This is a genomic window from Streptomyces sp. NPDC002730, assembly GCF_042888805.1.
Classification (GTDB): domain Bacteria; phylum Actinomycetota; class Actinomycetes; order Streptomycetales; family Streptomycetaceae; genus Streptomyces.
Genome location: NZ_JBIAQG010000005.1, coordinates 124,652 through 141,287, shown reverse-complemented (window position 1 = coordinate 141,287; position 16,636 = coordinate 124,652). Strand labels below are relative to the sequence as shown.

12 protein-coding genes are annotated in these 16,636 nt (G+C 70.0%); 7 read left to right on the top strand and 5 right to left on the bottom strand.

What is annotated here, in order from left to right:
• Window positions 1-97: 97 nt before the first annotated feature.
• The gene (locus ACFYXH_RS14270) at window positions 98-1,399 is read right to left on the bottom strand and encodes a M18 family aminopeptidase (RefSeq protein WP_389562476.1); all 1,302 of its coding nucleotides are present in this window, start codon (window positions 1,397-1,399) and stop codon (window positions 98-100) included.
• Window positions 1,400-1,506: 107 nt separating this feature from the next.
• Window positions 1,507-3,333: an acyl-CoA dehydrogenase gene (locus ACFYXH_RS14265; protein ID WP_389562991.1), complete on the bottom strand. Its 1,827-nt coding sequence runs from the start codon at window positions 3,331-3,333 to the stop codon at window positions 1,507-1,509.
• 369 nt (window positions 3,334-3,702) lie between these two features.
• On the opposite strand from ACFYXH_RS14265, the gene ACFYXH_RS14260 reads away from it, so the two are divergent.
• The 3 genes from ACFYXH_RS14260 (at window position 3,703) to ACFYXH_RS14250 (ending at window position 6,611) form a co-directional block, all read left to right on the top strand.
• Window positions 3,703-4,152 carry an SseB family protein gene (locus ACFYXH_RS14260; protein ID WP_326651263.1) on the top strand — a complete coding sequence of 150 codons (450 nt, stop codon included), beginning with the start codon at window positions 3,703-3,705 and terminating at the stop codon, window positions 4,150-4,152.
• A 138-nt stretch (window positions 4,153-4,290) separates the two neighbouring features.
• Window positions 4,291-5,244: a pirin family protein gene (locus ACFYXH_RS14255; RefSeq protein WP_389562473.1), complete on the top strand. Its 954-nt coding sequence runs from the start codon at window positions 4,291-4,293 to the stop codon at window positions 5,242-5,244.
• Between the two features lie 293 nt (window positions 5,245-5,537).
• Window positions 5,538-6,611 (top strand): AI-2E family transporter, encoded by a 1,074-nt coding sequence (locus ACFYXH_RS14250; protein ID WP_389562471.1) that lies wholly within the window; start codon window positions 5,538-5,540, stop codon window positions 6,609-6,611.
• On the opposite strand, the gene ACFYXH_RS14245 is transcribed toward ACFYXH_RS14250, so the two are convergent.
• Complete coding sequence (locus ACFYXH_RS14245; RefSeq protein ID WP_389562469.1) at window positions 6,566-8,707, bottom strand: SpoIIE family protein phosphatase; 2,142 nt, start codon at window positions 8,705-8,707, stop codon at window positions 6,566-6,568. The genes ACFYXH_RS14250 and ACFYXH_RS14245 overlap by 46 nt on opposite strands.
• A gap of 138 nt (window positions 8,708-8,845) precedes the next feature.
• Between ACFYXH_RS14245 and aspS the strand changes: the two genes are divergently transcribed.
• The gene (gene aspS / locus ACFYXH_RS14240) at window positions 8,846-10,618 is read left to right on the top strand and encodes an aspartate--tRNA ligase (protein ID WP_389562466.1); all 1,773 of its coding nucleotides are present in this window, start codon (window positions 8,846-8,848) and stop codon (window positions 10,616-10,618) included.
• Window positions 10,619-11,040: 422 nt separating this feature from the next.
• Window positions 11,041-11,811 carry a L,D-transpeptidase family protein gene (locus tag ACFYXH_RS14235; protein ID WP_389562465.1) on the top strand — a complete coding sequence of 257 codons (771 nt, stop codon included), beginning with the start codon at window positions 11,041-11,043 and terminating at the stop codon, window positions 11,809-11,811.
• A 132-nt stretch (window positions 11,812-11,943) separates the two neighbouring features.
• Here ACFYXH_RS14235 and metG read toward each other — a convergent pair whose 3' ends face one another.
• Window positions 11,944-13,560: a methionine--tRNA ligase gene (gene metG, locus ACFYXH_RS14230; protein ID WP_389562463.1), complete on the bottom strand. Its 1,617-nt coding sequence runs from the start codon at window positions 13,558-13,560 to the stop codon at window positions 11,944-11,946.
• A gap of 183 nt (window positions 13,561-13,743) precedes the next feature.
• Here metG and ACFYXH_RS14225 point away from each other — a divergent pair, with 183 nt between their 5' ends.
• Together ACFYXH_RS14225 and ACFYXH_RS14220 are read left to right on the top strand one after the other, a co-directional pair.
• Window positions 13,744-14,397: a response regulator transcription factor gene (locus ACFYXH_RS14225; protein ID WP_389562461.1), complete on the top strand. Its 654-nt coding sequence runs from the start codon at window positions 13,744-13,746 to the stop codon at window positions 14,395-14,397.
• Window positions 14,394-15,590, top strand: a complete 1,197-nt coding sequence (locus tag ACFYXH_RS14220; protein ID WP_389562459.1) for a sensor histidine kinase — start codon at window positions 14,394-14,396, stop codon at window positions 15,588-15,590. Before ACFYXH_RS14225 ends, ACFYXH_RS14220 begins: the two co-directional genes overlap by 4 nt.
• Here ACFYXH_RS14220 and ACFYXH_RS14215 read toward each other — a convergent pair.
• The coding region (locus ACFYXH_RS14215) for a VWA domain-containing protein (protein ID WP_389562457.1) at window positions 15,587-16,636 on the bottom strand (1,050 nt) is incomplete at its 5' end. The genes ACFYXH_RS14220 and ACFYXH_RS14215 overlap by 4 nt on opposite strands.

Below are 16,636 nucleotides of genomic sequence, written 5' to 3'. Positions count from 1 at the left end.
GGGCGCGTGGGAGAGAAAGAAACCAAAGTGGTCAATGAGACGCGCCCCGAGCCTCCCATGGTAATCGGGCCCGGGGCGTGTCGGACAATTGGATTTGTCAGTCCGTCAGGAATGACACCAGCGCGTTGGCCAGCAGATACGGGTCCTCCGCACCGCACAGCTCACGCGCACTGTGCATCGACAGGATCGCGACGCCGATGTCGACGGTCCGGATGCCGTGGCGGGCAGCGGTGATCGGGCCGATGGTCGTGCCGCACGGCATCGCGTTGTTCGACACGAACGTCTGCCACGGCACGCCCGCCTTCTCGCAGGCCGCGGCGAACACGGCCCGGCCGCTGCCGTCGGTGGCGTACCGCTGGTTCACATTGACCTTGAGGATCGGGCCGCCGTTGACGCGCGGGTGGTGCGTCGGGTCGTGGCGCTCCGCGTAGTTGGGGTGGACGGCGTGGCCGGTGTCGGAGGACAGACACACCGTGCCCGCGAAGGCGCGCGCCTTGTCCTCGTACGTACCGCCGCGCGCGAACACCGAACGCTCCAGCACATTGCCGAGGAGCGGGCCGTCGGCGCCGCTGTCCGCCTGGGAGCCGTTCTCCTCGTGGTCGAAGGCGGCGAGCACCGGGATGTACGGAAGCTCCGGCGACGCGGAGACCGCGGCGAGCGCTGCCGTACAGGCGTGCACGGACAGCAGGTTGTCCATCCGCGGTCCGGCGACCAGCTCGCGGTCGCGGCCCAGATAGGCGGGCGCCTCCAGGGCGTGCGTCATCAGGTCCCAGCCGGTGACCTCCCCGGCCGCGAGCCCGAGCTCCTCCTCCAGGAAGGAGATCAGATCGCCCTCGTCGGTGACGTCGCCCAGACCCCAGATGGGCTGCATGTGCCGCTGCTTGTCGAGTTGCAGACCCTTCTCGTGGATCGAGCGGTCCATGTGGATGGCCAGCTGCGGCACGCGCAGCAGGGGCCGGTCGATGTTGACCAGCCGCGTCGTGCCGTCGCGCAGGGAGAGCCGTCCGGCCAGGCCCAGATCACGGTCGAGCCAGGAGTTCAGCAGCGGGCCGCCGTAGATCTCGACGGCGACCTGACGCCAGCCGTGCGCGCCCATGTCGGGCTGCGGCTTGACGCGCAGATTCGGGGAGTCGGTGTGGGCGCCGACGATCCGGAACGGGGTGTGCGGCGCGGTGCCCTCCGGCACGTACCAGGCGACGATCGCGCCGCCGCGCAGTACGTACTTGCCGCCACTTGTGCCGTCCCAGGCGTCCGTCTCCAGCACCTGCCGGAAGCCGGCCTTCTCCAAGCGCTCGGCGGCGGCGGCCACGGCGTGGTACGGGGTCGGGCCGGCCGCGAGGAAGGACATCAGGTCGTCGGTGTGTCCGCGATCGAAGCGGGAGGGTGTGCTGCTGCTCATGGGCTCACCTTAACGAGGGGCGCGCGCCGGGTGCGTGGAGATGGGAAGCGGCCCGCCCCGGCAGGGGGCGGGCCGCTTCACACAAGGCGCGGGACGGGCTGGGACGGCTAGAACGCCGCCTCGTCCAGCTCCATCAGGGAGTTGTCGACGGTCTCGGCGAGCGCGCGCTCGACCGAGACGCCCGGCAGGATGTTGGCGGCGAAGAACTTCGCGGCCGCGATCTTGCCCTGGTAGAACGGCACATCCTTGGCGGACGCGGTCTCGAGCTTCTCCGCCGCGACGGCCGCGCCGCGCAGCAGCAGGTAGCCGACGACCACATCGCCGGAGGCGAGCAGCAGGCGGGTGGTGTTGAGGCCCACCTTGTAGATGTTCTTGACGTCCTCGCCGGTGGCGATGAGGTCGTTCGTCATCGTGCCGACGATCGCCTCCAGGTCCACCGCGGCCTTGGCGAGCGCGTCGCGGGCCGGGGCCAGCTCCTCGCCGCCGGTGCCGACCGCCAGGAACTTCTTGATCTCCTCGGAGAGGGTGTTCAGCGCCTGACCCTGGTCGCGGACGATCTTCCGGAAGAAGTAGTCCTGGCCCTGGATGGCCGTGGTGCCCTCGTAGAGGGTGTCGATCTTGGCGTCCCGGATGTACTGCTCGACCGGGTACTCCTGGAGGTAACCGGAGCCGCCGAAGGTCTGCAGCGACTGGGCCAGCTGCTCGTACGACTTCTCGGAGCCGTAGCCCTTCACGATCGGCAGCAGCAGGTCGTTCAGGGCGACGAGGGCCTTGGCGTCCTCGCCCGCGGCCTCCTTGACGGCGATCTCGTCCTGGACCGAGGCGGTGTACAGCACCAGGGCGCGCATGCCCTCGGCGTACGCCTTCTGCGTCATCAGCGAACGGCGCACGTCGGGGTGGTGGGTGATGGTGACCTTGGGTGCGGTCTTGTCCGCGAAGTTCACCAGGTCCTGGCCCTGGACGCGCTCCTTGGCGTACTCCAGCGCGTTGAGGTAGCCGGTCGACAGGGTCGCGATGGCCTTCGTGCCGACCATCATCCGGGCGAACTCGATGATCATGAACATCTGGCGGATGCCGTCGTGCTTGTCGCCGATCAGCCAGCCCTTGGCGGGGTGCTGGTCACCGAAGGTGATCTCGCAGGTGTTGGAGGCCTTGAGGCCCATCTTGTGCTCGACGTTCGTGGCGTAGACGCCGTTGCGCTCGCCCAGCTCGCCGGTCTCCCAGTCGAAGTGGAACTTCGGCACGAGGAAGAGCGACAGGCCCTTGGTGCCGGGGCCGTGGCCCTCGGGGCGGGCCAGCACGTAGTGAAGGATGTTCTCCTCCATGTCGTGCTCACCGGAGGTGATGAAGCGCTTCACGCCCTCGATGTGCCAGGAGCCGTCCGCCTGCTCGACGGCCTTGGTGCGGCCGGCGCCGACGTCCGAGCCGGCGTCCGGCTCGGTGAGCACCATGGTGGAGCCCCAGCGCTTCTCGACGGCTATCTCGGCGACCTTCTTCTGCGCCTCGTTGCCCTCCTCGAAGAGGATGCCGGCGAAGGCCGGGCCCGAGGAGTACATCCAGATGGCCGGGTTCGAGCCGAGCAGCAGCTCCGCGTACGACCAGATCAGGGAGCGCGGCGAGGTGGTGCCACCGATCTCCTCGGGCAGGCCGAGGCGCCAGTACTCGGAGTCCATGAAGGCCTCGTAGCTCTTCTTGAAGGACGCCGGGACGGGCGCGGTGTTGGTGGCGGGGTCGAAGACCGGCGGGTTGCGGTCGGCGTCCGCGAAGGATTCGGCCAGCTCGTTCTCGGCGAGGCGGGCGATCTCTTCGAGGATCGACTTGGCGGTGTCGACATCCATCTCCGCGAACGGGCCGGTGCCGTACAGCTTGTCGCGCCCGAGGACCTCGAAGAGGTTGAACTCGATGTCGCGGAGATTCGACTTGTAGTGCCCCATGGCGACGGCTCCGTAAAGATCGGGAGGCGGATTGATCATCCACGTACCAGTAAGTAGCTACGATGATGCTACCCGTCGGTAATAAGAAGCAACCCCTAGTGGGTCATCTGTGACACGGCTCGCTACCGGGCCCTGCTCGAGGATGCCGTGAGATGGCGGCCCGTGTCCCTGGTTCGCGGGCGATCGGCGGGCGATTCGGGGGTGCCGTGGCGGGGGTGCGGAGGGTGTCGAGCCGGGGGCAGGACCGGGCACGGGGAGCCGAGTGCCACGATCGCCGGGCCCTTCATCGGTGCGCTCGAGGCGGGCCGGGTCGCACCGTGTGCCCCGGCCCGGCCCATGGGGCCCGGCCGCCTCGGTACTCTTGCGGACATGTACGGCTACGACCAGAACCCGGGTGCCCAGCAGCAGTACGTGCCCCAGCAGCCCTCCTACGGGGAGCAGCCGCTGTACCCCGAGCCGTCGCCGCCCTCGCTCGCCGACGCGGTGCGGGCCTTCACCACCGCGTCGCTGTCCGCGGAGGACTTCCAGCAGATCTTCGCGACCTCGAAGGTCTACTGCCCGCGCGGTGACAATCCCGGCTTCCTGGCGCTGCACAACACCCAGCAGCCCGTCATCCCGATGTTCACCTCGCTCAAGGAACTGCGCAGATACGCGGGCAAGGAGTCCAAGTACTTCGTGATCACGGGCGCCGAGGTGATCGACCTGCTGCCGACCGGGTACGGCTTCGTGCTCGACATGGAAGGTGATCACCGGATGGTCTTCGACGCGAAGGCCGTGGAGCAGATGGTGGACTTCGCGATGCGGCGGATGTACGGCTGACGGCCGGTGTGTGGCGGATGTGCCGCTGACGGGTCTGGGTCTCTGGACGCCCGGGAGGAATTCCTCCCGGGCGTCGCGCGTTCCGGATGACAAGAAGTTCAGTCTTCAACTAAACTGGACGCACAAGGAGGTCCCGTCATGCCTGCAGTGACTGTCGAGAACCCGCTCACCCTGCCGCGCGTCTCCGCGCCGGCCGAGGCCGTGCCGCGCCCCGTGCTCGCCGTGACCACGGCGCCGGGGGGCTTCGAGGGGGAGGGTTTCCCGGTGCGACGCGCGTTCGCCGGGATCAACTACCAGTACCTCGACCCGTTCATCATGATGGACCAGATGGGCGAGGTGGAGTACGCGCCGGGCGAGCCGAAGGGGACGCCGTGGCATCCGCACCGGGGCTTCGAGACGGTCACGTACCTGATCGACGGAACCTTCGTCCACCAGGACAGCAATGGCGGCGGCGGAACCATCCAGAACGGCGACACCCAGTGGATGACGGCGGGCTCGGGCCTGCTGCACATCGAGGCGCCGCCGGAGTCGCTGGTCATGTCGGGCGGGCTGTTCCACGGGCTCCAGCTCTGGGTGAACCTGCCGGCGAGCGACAAGATGATGGACCCCAGGTACCAGGACATCCGCGGCGGCCAGGTCCAGCTGCTGACCTCGCCGGACGGGGGCGCGCTGCTGCGGGTCATCGCGGGTGAGCTCGACGGGCACGAGGGTCCGGGCATCACGCACACGCCGATCACGATGATCCACGCGACGCTGCGGCCGGGCGCCGAGGTCACGCTGCCGTGGCGCGAGGACTTCAACGGCCTGGCGTATGTGCTTGCGGGGCGCGGTGCGGTGGGTACGGACCGGCGCCCGGTGCACAAGGGCCAGACGGCGGTGTTCGGGGCGGGCGGGTCGCTGACGGTCCGCGCGGACGAGTCCCAGGACTCGAACAGCCCGGACCTGGAGGTCGTACTGCTGGGCGGGCGCCCGATCCGGGAGCCGATGGCGCACTACGGTCCGTTCGTGATGAACAACCGCGCGGAGCTGCAGCAGGCCATGGATGACTTCCAGGCGGGCCGCCTGGGCACGGTCCCGGTGAACCGCCACTGAGCCCGCGTGGGGCCCGCGCCCGCTGCGCGGGCCCGGCGCCATGGGTCCGTGCTACTTCCGGCAGGGCGCGGGCGCCTGTGCCCCCGGGCCCGACTCCTCGGGCCCGGCGCCGTGGGTCCGTGTTACTTCCGGCAGGGCGCGGGCTCCTGCGCCCCTCACGGTTCGCCGGTGGAAACCACCCACCGGAGAGCAACCGACAACGCCCCCGGCCCACGCTGACCAGATGACCGGGTACCCCACCCAGGTGGGTCCCCCGGCAGGCCCGTCCCCATGCCCCGTGGTCACGTGGGAGCGTGCAGACTCCGAAGCCGCTTCTGCCCGACGTCGCCCGGCGGGTCGCCGCCTGGTGTGTCGTCGTGCTGCTCGTCAGCGCCGTGGCCGGCGTCGGGATCTGGCTCTGCGCCACCCTCAAGGCCGCCGTCACGCCCGTGCTCCTCGCGCTGCTCGGGACCGCCCTTCTCGGGCCCCTGCAACGGCGGCTCATCAAGATGAGGGTGAACCGCTCGCTCGCTGCCGCGCTGACCTGTGCCGCCGTCGTCGCCGTCGTCGGCGGGGCCATGTACATCATCGTCACCGCGCTGATCGGGACCGGCGACCAGATCATCTCCGCGTTGCGGCGGGCTGCCAGGGATCTCGCCAAGTACTTCGGGGCCGCCGGGACCTCGCTCGACGACATCGCCGCCAACTCGAAGGAACTGCTGGGGAAGTTCGGCGGGACCGCCGCGTCCGAGGTGATCAGTGGGCTGAGTGTGGTGGGCGAGCTGATCGCCACCGCCGTGCTGGCGCTGCTGTTCAGCTTTTTCTTTCTGCGGGACTCGGACAGGGCCGCGGGCGTTCTGCGGTCCCTCGTGCCCGGTACGAGCGGGGACGTCGTCGAAGCCATGGCGCGGCGGGCCTTCGAGGCTGTCGAGGGGTTCATGCGAGGGACGACGTTCATCGCGCTCATCGACGCGATCTGCATCACCGTCGGGCTGCTGATCCTGCGCGTCCCCGGCGCCGTCGGGCTCGGCGCGCTGGTCTTCGTCGGGGCGTACATCCCCTACCTCGGCGCCTTCATCTCCGGCGCCGTCGCTGTCCTTGTCGCACTCGCCGACCGCGGATTCGTGATCGCGCTCTGGGTGCTGGGGGTGGTCCTGGCGGTGCAGGTGCTGGAGGGGCATGTGCTTCAGCCGGTGATCCAGAGCCGTATGGTGCGGATGCACCCGGTTGTCGTGATGCTGGCGATCACCGCGGGGGCGACCGTCGCCGGGATTCTGGGGATGCTGCTCGCCGTACCGGTCACCGCCGCCGCGTTCGGCGTGATCGGCGAGCTGCGGACGCGTTACGCGGCCGGGTCGGAGACCGGCTCCGGCACCGCCGGCTCGTAGAGCTCGAACCAGATCGACTTGCCCTCGCCCCGCGGATCCACACCCCACGCGTCCGCGAGCATCTCCATCAGGAGCAGGCCCCGGCCCGACGACGCCATCTCGCCCGGCCGCCGCCTGTGCGGCAGCTCGTCACTCGTGTCCGCGACCTCCACGCGCAGCTGCCGTGCCGCATCGCCGCAGGTCACCTCCGCCTCCAGCAGCGCATTGCCGTCCGTGTGGACGAGCACATTGGTGACCATCTCGGAGACCATCAGCACGGCGGCGTCGATCTGCTCCTGGTCCGTCCAGTCGTGCAGCAGCTCCCGCACCTGCTGCCTCGCGGTCGCGATCCGCTCCGGCTCGGCCTGCGCCACACTCATCGCCGTGCGCCGCGGGGCCTTTCGCGGCGGCGTCCCGTCCCGGCCGATCAGCAGGACCGCGATGTCGTCCTCACGTCTGTCGGCGAGCGGACCGGTGGTGTGGTGCGAGCCGGGCCCGTGCACGGCCTGTACGAGCGTGTCGGCGAGCTCCTCCAGTGACTGGTCCGTGTGCTGCTCGAGTATCCGGCGCAGCCGCTCCAATCCCGTGTCGAGATCGTGCCCGCCGGTCTCCAGGAGCCCGTCGGTGCAGATCATCATCGTCTCGCCGGGCTCCAGCACCAGCCGCGTCGTCGGATAGTCCGGGTCCGGGTCGATGCCGAGCGGCAGCCCGCCGTCGATGGGACGCAGCAGCACCGTGCCGTCGGACGTCCGCACCACGGGCTCCGGATGGCCGGCCCTGGCGATCTCGATACGGCCGGTGGCCGGTTCGACCTCCAGATAGAGGCAGGTCGCGAAGCGGGGGCTGGAGTAGTCGCCGTCCTCGTAGGTATCCGCCCCGAAAAAATCATGCAGCCCGTGCAGGAAGCGGGAGGCGCGGGAGAGCACCGCATCCGGCCGGTGCCCCTCGGAGGCGTACGCACGCAGGGCGATCCGCAGCTGGCCCATGAGTCCGGCGGCGCGCACATCGTGGCCCTGGACATCGCCGATGACCAGCGCGATCCGGCCGCCGCCAGGTCCTGCGGCATGGGAGGTGCCCCCGGGCAGCGGGATCATGTCGTACCAGTCGCCGCCGACCTGGAGCCCGCCGCCGGTCGGTATGTACCGCGCGGCCACCGACATCCCGGGGACCTCGGGGCCGAGCACCGGCATCATCGAGCGCTGCAGGCCCAGCGCGAGCTCGCGCTCCGACTCGGCGACCCCGGCCCGTGCGAGCGCCTGCGCCAGCATCCGCGCGACCGTCGTCAGTACGGACCGTTCGTCGGGCGTGAAGGCGACCGGGTGCTTGAACGCCGCCATCCAGGCGCCCATGGTGCGTCCGGCGACGATCAGCGGCAGGAAGGCCCAGGACTGCCGGCCGAAGCGCTGCGCGAGCGGCCAGGTGGCGGGATAGCGGCGGCGGTACTCCGCCGGCGTCGGCAGGTAGCTGGCCCGGCCGGTACGCACCACCTCGGCGGCCGGATATTCGGTGTCCAGTGACATGTCCGTGAACGGATTGTCGTCGCCCGCGTTGTGCCCGTGGTGCCCGATGATCGTGAGCCGGTCGCCCGCCACCCCGAAGACGGCAAGCCCGTCCGGCGAGAAGCCGGGCATGGACAGGGACGCGGCGACCCGCAGCACCTCCGCGGTGGAGCGGGCCTCGGCCAGCGCCCGGCCCGCGTCCAGCAGGAACGCCTCGCGGGAGCGGCGCCAGTCACCGGTGACGGGGGTGTGCGCGGCGGTGCCCGGCTGCGGCTCGGCGACCTCCTGGAGCATGCCGGTCAGTTCGTAGTCGCCTTCGCGGAGGACCGGTTTGGAGCGGCTCCGGACGATACGGAGCACATGTCCGGCCTCGTCGACGACCCGCAGCCTGGCCTCGGCGATGGTTCCTTCGGCGGCCGCGAGACTGACGATTCCGTTGATCTCGTTCCAGTCGACGGGGTGGAAACGGGAGCGCACGATCGACTCGGGGTACTCTCCGGCCTCGGCGGGCAGCTCCAGCAGCCGGGCGGCCTCGGCGTCGAGGGTGACCGTCCCGGATGCGTTCTCCCACCGCCACAGGCCGGTCGCGATCGCGGCCAGGACGTCCTCGGTGCGCATCGCCTCACTTTATTCCGATCTTCACGACGACCAGCTGCCGGGGTCCTGGCATGCGTATGTCAATGAGGGGGACGGGGCCCGGGCGGTAACCTTGACGCGGCCCACCCCTCTCGAATCGCTAAGACTGGATGAACGACGATGCATCGGTACAGGTCCCACACCTGCGGCGAGCTCCGCGCCTCTGACGTCTCCGCCGACGTCCGGCTGAGCGGCTGGCTGCACAATCGCCGAGACCTGGGTGGCATCCTCTTCATCGATCTGCGCGACCACTACGGCATCACGCAGCTTGTCGCCCGGCCCGGCACCCCCGCCTACGAGGCCCTCGACAAGATCAACAAGGAGTCGGTCGTCCGCGTCGACGGCAAGGTCGTCTCGCGCGGCGCCGAGAACATCAACCCCGAGCTGCCCACCGGCGAGGTCGAGGTCGAGGTCTCCTCGGTCGAACTGCTCGGTGCGGCGCAGCAGCTGCCGTTCCAGATCAACAGCGATGACGGGGTGGGCGAGGAGCGGCGTCTGGAGTACCGCTTCCTCGACCTGCGCCGCGAGCGCATGCACCGCAACATCATGCTGCGTACGGCCGTCATCTCCGCGATCCGGCACAAGATGACCGCCCTCGGCTTCAACGAGATGGCGACCCCGATCCTGACCGCGACCTCCCCCGAGGGCGCGCGCGACTTCGTGGTGCCGTCCCGGCTGAACCCCGGCAAGTTCTACGCGCTGCCGCAGGCCCCGCAGCAGTTCAAGCAGCTGCTGATGATCTCCGGCTTCGACCGCTACTTCCAGATCGCGCCCTGCTTCCGCGACGAGGACGCCCGCGCCGACCGCTCGCCGGGCGAGTTCTACCAGCTCGACGTCGAGATGAGCTTCGTCGAGCAGGAGGACGTCTTCCAGCCGATCGAGAAGCTGATGACGGAGCTCTTCGAGGAGTTCGGCGGCGGCCGCCACGTCACCTCGCCGTTCCCGCGGATCCCGTTCCGCGAGGCGATGGTGAAGTACGGCAACGACAAGCCGGACCTGCGCGCCCAGCTGGAGCTCGTCGACATCTCGGACGTCTTCGAGGGCTCGGAGTTCAAGGCCTTCGCGGGCAAGCATGTGCGTGCGCTGCCGGTGCCGGACACGGCCGGCCAGTCGCGGAAGTTCTTCGACGGCCTCGGCGACTTCGCGGTCGAGCACGGCGCGAAGGGCCTGGCCTGGGTGCGCGTCGGCGAGGACGGTTCGCTGACCGGCCCGATCGCGAAGTTCCTCACCGAGGAGAACATCAAGGTCCTCACCGAGCGTCTCTCGCTCGCGCCGGGCCACGCGATCTTCTTCGGCGCGGGTGACTTCGACGAGGTCTCCAAGATCATGGGCGCGGTTCGCGTCGAGGCCGCCAAGCGCGCCGGTCACTTCGAGGAGGGCGTGTTCCGGTTCTGCTGGATCGTCGACTTCCCGATGTACGAGAAGGACGAGGAGACCGGCAAGATCGACTTCTCGCACAACCCGTTCTCGATGCCGCAGGGCGGCCTCGAGGCCCTGGAGACCCAGGACCCGTTGGACATTCTGGGCTGGCAGTACGACATCGTCTGCAACGGCGTCGAGCTGTCCTCGGGCGCGATCCGTAACCACGAGCCCGAGATCATGTTCAAGGCCTTCGAGATCGCCGGCTACTCCAAGGAGACCGTCGAGCACGAGTTCTCCGGCATGCTCCGCGCCTTCCAGTTCGGCGCCCCGCCGCACGGCGGCATCGCCCCGGGCGTCGACCGCATCGTGATGCTGCTGGCCGACGAGCCGAACATCCGCGAGACGATCGCCTTCCCGCTCAACGGCAACGCGCAGGACCTGATGATGGGCGCGCCGACCGAGCTGGACGAGTCGCGTCTGCGCGAGCTGAACATCGCGCTGCGCAAGCCGGTCGCCAAGTCCGGCGAGTAGTCGACGGAGCGCGTCGTACGCGTCGTACGCGAGTAGAGGGGTCCGGGACCGACAGGTTCCGGGCCCCTTTCCTGTCTCACAGCGGCTGGCAGTCGCCTCCCACGCCCATGCCAGGTCCGGTCGCCGGCGTCCTGGCCCATGACGGAAACCCAAGGACCCGCCGGGGAGACGGCGCGAGCCGACACGCCCGCGTGCAGGGCCATCCGCGGCACCAAGGAGTACTCCGCGCTGCTCGAACGGCGTCCCGCTCCTGGACTCCGCGGTCTTTGCCGGCCGCTGTGTCTCCGGCGACGCCTCCCGCGCTCTGGCCGAAACACGACAGATGATCCTATATGTCCGTTTCAATGTCGCCGGGGCGCCGAGGTCGCTCCCACCCCGCCTCCGAAGCAGCACATCCAGCTCTCGAACCGAAAGGCCCGCACATGTCCCTCCGCACAGGACCGTTCCCGGCGGTCGCGTTTGCCGTCGCCGGTCTGCTGCTCACCGGCTGCGCGGGCGATCCCGGCGACACAGCGCCCGCGGCCGCGAAGAGATCCACGGGCGACGCCGCCAAGTTGGGCCCCAACGCGCGCTCCGGCGCCCAGGCGCAGCTCTCCCGGGCGCAGGTCATCCCCGCCCTCGGACCGAAGACCCGCGCCAAGATCACCGCAGCGAACAAGCAGGCGGTCGTGGTGGTCGGCGACGACCCCGACTCCAACAAGTCCGTCGTCACGCTCTACGAGCGTGATCCTGTGCGGGGCTGGAAGCCCGTTTCAGAGCCGTGGCCGGCGCACAACGCGCTCCTCGGCTGGACCGACGACCACCACACGGCCGACCATCGCTCGCCGATCGGGGTCTTCGGCCTCACGGACGCGGGCGGCATGCTGCCCAACCCGGGCACGAAGCTCCCGTACGACGAGGGGCCCGCCTTCGACGCGCCCGGCACCGGCTTCGAGGGGGAGCCGCTCGAGGGGTCCTTCGACTATGTCGTGGCCATCAACTACAACCGCGAGCCGGGGAACACCCCGCTGGACTGGACCCGGCCGCTGGGCTCGGAGAAGGGCGGCGGCATCTGGATCCACGTCGACCACGGCGGGCCCACGCAGGGCTGTGTCGCGCTGCCGAGGGCTCGCATGAAGGAGCTGCTGAAGTGGCTGGACCCGGCGGAGCGGCCGGTGGTGGTGATGGGTGACCTGACGGGGCTGGGCCGCTGAGGTGTACGCGCACCGGGGGCCGCCCCGAACCCCGGTTGCAGGCGGGGCTGATGTGCGGCCGCCGGGCGACCGGGGGGCAGAAACGGGAAAGGGCGGGCCCGGGGATGATCTCCCGGGCCCGCCCTTCACGCACTACGCCTTCTTCGGCTCCTCCAGACGCGGGAACAGCACCGCGCCCTTCGTCACCGTCGCGCCCGCGGGCAACTTGCCCCACTCGCCCGCGTGCTGGACCTGCTGGTCCGCGAGGGCGCCCAGCGGGGCCTCCGCGCCGAGCGAGTCCCACAGGCGCTGCGAGGTCTCCGGCATGACCGGGTTGAGCAGCACCGCGACCCCGCGCAGCGACTCGGCGGCCGTGTACAGGATCGTCGCGAGGCGGGCCTGGCCCTCCTCGGAATCGTCCTTGGCGACCTTCCACGGCTCCTGCTCCGTGATGTAGCCGTTGACCTGCTTCACGAAGTCGAAGACAGCCAGGATGCCGCCCTGGAAGTCCAGCTCGTCGCCGATCTTCCGGTTGGCTTCGGCGACCGCCTTGGCCAGGCCCTCCTGGACCGCCTTCTCCGCCTCGCCGGCCGCCGTCGCCTCCGGCAGCACGCCGCCGAAGTACTTGCCGACCATGGCCGCGACGCGCGAGGCGAGGTTGCCGTAGTCGTTGGCGAGCTCCGAGGTGTACCGGGCGGTGAAGTCCTCCCAGGAGAACGAGCCGTCCTGGCCGAACGCGATCGCGCGCAGGAAGTACCAGCGGTACGCGTCCACGCCGAAGTGCGAGGTCAGATCCTGCGGCTTGATGCCCGTGAGGTTCGACTTCGACATCTTCTCGCCGCCGACCATCAGCCAGCCGTTCGCGGCGACGCGACCCGGCACCGGCAGGCCGTTCGCCATCAGCATCGCCGGCCAGATGATCGCGTGGAAGCGCAGGATGTCCTTGCCGACCAGGTGCACATCGGCGGGGAAGGTCTCTTCGAACTTCGCCGGGTTCTCGTTGTAGCCGACGGCCGTGGCGTAGTTCAGCAGCGCGTCGATCCACACATAGATCACGTGCTTCTCGTCCCACGGCACCGGGACGCCCCAGTCGAACGTCGAGCGCGAGATGGAGAGGTCCTGCAGGCCCTGCTTGACGAAGTTCACGACCTCGTTGCGCGCGGACTCGGGCTGGATGAAGCCGGGGTTGGCCTCGTAGAACTCCAGCAGCTTCGGTCCGTACTCGCTGAGCTTGAAGAAGTAGTTCTCCTCCTTGAGGATCTCCACCGGCTTCTTGTGGATCGGGCAGAGCTTCTGCCCGGCGAATTCGCCCTCGCCGTCGATCAGGTCACCGGGGAGCTTGTACTCCTCGCAGCCCACGCAGTACGGGCCTTCGTACCCGCCCTTGTAGATCTCGTCCTTGTCGTACAGATCCTGCACGAACTCCTGCACACGGTCCGTGTGCCGCTTCTCCGTCGTACGGATGAAGTCGTCGTTCGCGATGTTCAGGTGCTCCCAGAGGGGCTTCCAGGCCTCCTCCACGAGCTTGTCGCACCACTCCTGGGGCGTGACGTTGTTCGCCTCGGCAGTACGCATGATCTTCTGACCGTGCTCGTCCGTGCCGGTGAGGTACCACACCTTCTCGCCACGCTGACGGTGCCAGCGTGTGAGCACGTCGCCTGCGACGGTCGTGTAGGCGTGGCCCAGGTGAGGAGCGTCGTTGACGTAGTAAATGGGGGTCGAGACGTAGTACGCCTTCGCCCCCTGCTTCTCGGATCCAGTGGCCGCCATGGTCGAAATCCTATCGGCCCGCGGAAGGTCCACTCACCTCGATAAGCGGGCGGGCCCGTGGGCGGAGACGTCTGCGAAACATCTCGTCCCGTAAAAAGGCGATCCTGGGAGGAGAGGCGGGCGCAGCGGGTGCAGGGGGAAGAGCAAGGGGACGGGCAAGGGGACGGGCGGGGGGACGGCAATATGCGGGTACTGGTCGCCGAGGACGAGGAGGTCCTGGCCGAGCTGGTCGCCACCGGGCTGCGGCGGGCCGGATTCGCCGTCGACACCGTGTACAGCGGTGACGCCGCGCTCGCGTATCTCGGACTGCACGACTACGACGTCGTGGTCCTGGACCGCGATCTGCCGCGGGTACGCGGGGACGAGGTGGCGCGCGAACTCGTCGCCACCGCCTCCCGCACCCGGATCCTGATGCTGACCGCGTCCGCGTCCATGGAGGACCGGGTGGAGGGTCTGGACCTCGGCGCGGACGACTATCTGGGCAAGCCCTTCGAGTTTCCCGAACTGGTCTCGCGGGTGCGCGCGCTGCGGCGGCGCAGCGCGCGGCCGGTGCCGCCGCTGCTGGAGCGGCACGGGGTGCGGGTGGACACCGTGCGCAGGACGGCCGAGCGGGACGGGCGGGATCTCGATCTGTCGCCGAAGGAGTTCTCCGTACTGCAGATCCTGCTGGAGGCGGACGGGGCGACGGTCTCGGCGGAAGAGCTGCTCGAGCGCGCCTGGGACGCCCACACGGATCCGTTCACGGGCGCGGTCCGGGTCTGTATGAGCAAGCTGCGGGCCAAGCTCGGGGAGCCGGCCCTGATCCGTACGGTGCAGGGTGTGGGGTACGGGCTGTGAGCGGCGCACGCGAGGCGGCCGGGGGCGTCAGCGCCGGGGGAGAACGGAACAGCGCGGCGATCGGTCCCGGCTCGACGATCCGTACGCGGATCGCGCTCGTCTACGGCGCTGTCTTCCTGGTCCTCGGCGGCTGTCTGCTGGGGATCGTGAATCTGCTCTCCCGCGCCGGTACGGAGAACGAGGTCGCGGCGATCAGGCAGCGCGCCGTTCCCGCGCTGCCGGTGACGGACGTGCGCGGGGTCACGGTCTACCAGCTGACCGACAGCGTCCGGGACGCGGCGGGGCAGCAGATGCTGATCTGGTCGGTGTTCGCGCTGCTGGGGACGGCGCTGTGCGCGGTCGTGGTGGGGTGGTGGACGGCGGGCCGGGTGCTGCGGCCCGTGCACGCGATGACGGCGAAGGCGCGGCGGCTGTCGGAGCGGACGCTGCACGAGCGGATCGGGGCGAGCGGTCCCGACGACGAGCTGAAGGAGCTCGGCGACACGCTGGACGCGCTGCTGGCGCGGCTGGAGAAGGCGTTCGACAGCCAGCGGAGGTTCATCGCGAACGCCTCGCACGAGCTGCGGACGCCGCTGGCGACGCAGCGCACGGCGATCCAGGTGGGCCTCGACGAGTCCGCCTCGGCGGAGGAGCTGGCCCGTACGAAGACGGTGTTGCTCGACAACAACCGGCGCAGCGAGCGGCTCATCGAGGGGCTGCTCATGCTGGCGCGGAGCGAGCGGGGGCTGGCGGAGCGGGAGGACGTCGACCTGGGGGAGGTCGTGGCGGAGGAGGCGGCGCGGCACGAGGTGAAGGCGGCGGTGTCCTCGGGCGGAATGGGCGGGGCGGCCGGAGCGGGCGGGGAGGCTGGAGCGGGCGGGGTCGTACGGGGGAACCGGATGCTGCTGGCGCAGCTGGCGGGCAACCTGCTGGCCAACGCCGTCGCGTACAACGTGCCGGACGGGACGGTCGACGTGTCCGTCGAGGACGGGGTGCTGACGGTGCGGAACACCGGTCCCGTCATCGCGGAGGCGGACGTCCCGGCGCTCTTCGAGCCCTTCCGGCGGGGCGAGGGCCGCGACCGGATGGGGCCGGGGGCGGGGCTGGGGCTGTCGATCGTACGGTCGATAGCGGAGGCCCACGGCGGCACGGTGACGGCCGAGCCGGGCCCTGAGGGCGGCCTGGCCGTCACCGTGACGCTGCCGACGACTTAGTCGCGCCAGGTGGCGAGGAGCCCCTGGTAGAGGTCGGCGTCGGGGAGCTCGCGGGGCGCGGGCCCGGCGTGGAAGAACGAGGCGTTCTCGGACTGGAGCTTGCGGAGGTAGTCGAAGGCCTTCGCGTCGTGCTCGCCGAACGCGACGAACTGCCAGAAGACCGGCTTGTCGGCGGCCTCGGCGAGGGCGGCGGTGGCGGCCGTCTTGGACTCGGGCGCGCCGTCGGTCTGGAAGATCACGAACGCGGGTGCGTCGGTGTCCGCCTTGGCGTGCAGGGCGAGGACCTCTTCCACGGCGAGGTGGTAGTTCGTACGCCCCATCCGGCCGAGAGAGCTGTGGAGCTCGTCGACCCTTCCTTCGTACGCGTCGAGCGTGAGCTCACCAGTGCCGTCGATCTCGGTCGAGAAGAAGACGACATTGACGGTGGCGTCGCCGTTCAGGTGCGCGGCGAGCGCGAGAGCCTGCTCCCCGAGCCGCTGTGCGCTGCCGTCCTTGTAGTACGGCCGCATGGACCCGGACCGGTCCAGCACGAGATACACCCGCGCCCGTGCCCCGGCGAGTCCCTGCTTCTTGAGCACGGCACCGGCGGCCTTGTACGCCTCGACGAGTTCGGGGGCGCGGGTCTTGACCTGGGCGAGGGAGTGGGCGGGTGCGGATGCCTTCGGGGAGTTGCTGGTGTCGGGCGCGGTGTCCGCCTGCGGCGCGGCGTCGGCGGTCGCGGCGACGGGCTCCGGGGCGGCGGGGGCCTTGTCGTCCGCCGGCGCCTTGGCGGGCTCCGCCGCCTCGGGCTCGGTCGGAGTCTCTGCCGCTGCGACGGGCTCGGTCGCCGTTACCGGCTCTGCCGGAGTCTCGGTGTCGGCCTTGGGCTCGACGGCAGCCGCCGCCTTCGGCGCAGGCGCGGTGTCGGCTCCCAGCTCGGCCGCGGCGGGGGCCTTGTCGTCTGCCGGGGCCTTGGCGGGCTCCGCCGCCTCGGGCTCGGTCGGAGTCTCTGCCGCTGCGACGGGCTCGGTCGCCGTTACCGGCTCTGCCGGAGTCTCGGTGTCGGC